This is a genomic window from Geodermatophilus sp. DF01-2 (assembly GCF_004571065.1).
GTDB lineage: Bacteria > Actinomycetota > Actinomycetes > Mycobacteriales > Geodermatophilaceae > Geodermatophilus.
On the sequence record NZ_SPQN01000180.1, the window covers coordinates 1 to 1561 of the forward strand.

Genomic DNA, 1561 nt, shown 5'->3' on the forward strand with positions numbered 1-1561 from the left:
ATCGAGCCTGTCGCATAAAGCCGCGTGCCTGAGCGGGTGCGGGCGGTAGTTGCGGGAGAATGGGGCATGCCGCAGAACTTCATCCGCGCGGATGTCGATCAGGGGTTTCTGCTGCCGCCGGATGTGCGGGACTGGCTGCCCGAGGGTGAGCTGGCGTGGACGGTGAAGGACGCGGTGGAGTCCTTCGACCTGTCGGCCTTTCGTGGGTCGTATCGGGCCAACGGGCAGGGGGCGGCGGCGTTCGATCCGGCGCTGATGGTCGCGGTGCTGTTCTATGCGCACGCGGTGGGGGTGCGTTCGTCGCGGGCGATCGAGCGGCGCTGCGCCCATGACGTGGCGTTCCGGGTGCTGTCGGGCAACCACCTGCCCGATCACGCCACGATCGCCCGCTTCTTCCGCCGCCACCGCGAGGCGCTGGAGGGCCTGTTCGCGCAGGTTCTTCGGTTGTGTCACGAGGCCGGGATGGCGCGGCTGGGAGTGATCTCGGTGGACGGGACGAAGATCGCCGCGAACGCCTCCTGGTCGAAGAATCAGACTTCGGCGGCGTTGGCTCACCAGGTGGCGGAGGAGCAGGCCCGCTACGACAAGCTGGCCGGGCAGTTGCTCGACGAGCACGCCGCCACCGATGCCGCCGAGGACGCCGAGCACGGCCCGGATCGTGGTGATGAGTTGCCGGTGCCGTTGCGGCGGCGCGCGGAGCGGCTGGCCCGGCTGAAGGCAGCCAAGCAGCGCCTCGATGAGGAGCAGGCCGCCGCGGTGGCCGAGCAGGAGGCGAAGAAGGCCGAGTGGGCCCGGCGCAAGGCCGCCGGCACCCGCCGCGGCGCCCAACCCGGGGAGCATCCACCGGGCCGCAATCCGGACAAGGACAAGCCGCCGCGGGCCAACACCACCGACCCCGACTGCCGGATGATGCGCGGTGGCCGCGGGCTGGTGCAGGGCTACAACGCCCAGGCCGCGGTCACCGCCGACCAGGTCATCGTCGGCGAACTGCTCACCCAGGAGGCCGTTGACGCCGGGCTGATGTTCGACGTCGCCGACGACGCGGTCGAGCAGCTGACCGAGGCCGGGATCGCCGAGCAGCCCGACACCTGGGCCGCCGACGCCGGCTACGCCAACGAAGAGGCCTTCGCCGAGGCCGAGGCCCGAGACGTGCACCTGCTCGCGCCGATGATCAGCGACGAGCGCCGCGCCGCCGGCGAGGACCCGGCCGGAGACAAGCCGATGACCCGCCGCCCGGCCACCGCCCGCGCCCAGGCCAAACTCAGGACCCGCCAGGGCAAGGACGAATACGCCTTACGCGGCAGAACGGTCGAACCGGTGTTCGGCCAGATCAAGGACCGCCAAGGCCTGCGGCAGTTCCTCCACCGCGGTCTGGACAACGTCAAGACCGAGTGGTCGCTGGCCTGCACCGTGCACAACATCCGCAAGATCCACGCCCACCGGCTCGCCACCGCCTGACCGTGGCCACGCCGGTGGCCGCGCCACCCGGCGCCGCGGCGCAGCCACCGTTCCCGGTCAGGCAACCGGCCCGCGAGCGCCCGACCACCGGCCTCCAGCACCC

General features: G+C 71.7%; 1 protein-coding gene. It reads left to right on the top strand.

Going from position 1 to position 1561, the window contains the following annotated elements; translation table 11 throughout:
- The first annotated feature begins 66 nt into the window (after positions 1-66).
- A complete protein-coding gene (locus E4P41_RS21705) occupies positions 67-1458 on the top strand; it encodes a transposase (RefSeq protein WP_135143255.1) in 1392 nt (463 codons plus the stop codon).
- The last annotated feature ends 103 nt before the right edge of the window (positions 1459-1561 follow it).

What these genes read in the sequence shown, in the direction of transcription:
- E4P41_RS21705 (WP_135143255.1), top strand. Translation starts at nt 67, where the DNA reads ATGCCGCAGAACTTCATCCGCGCGGATGTCGATCAGGGGTTTCTGCTG.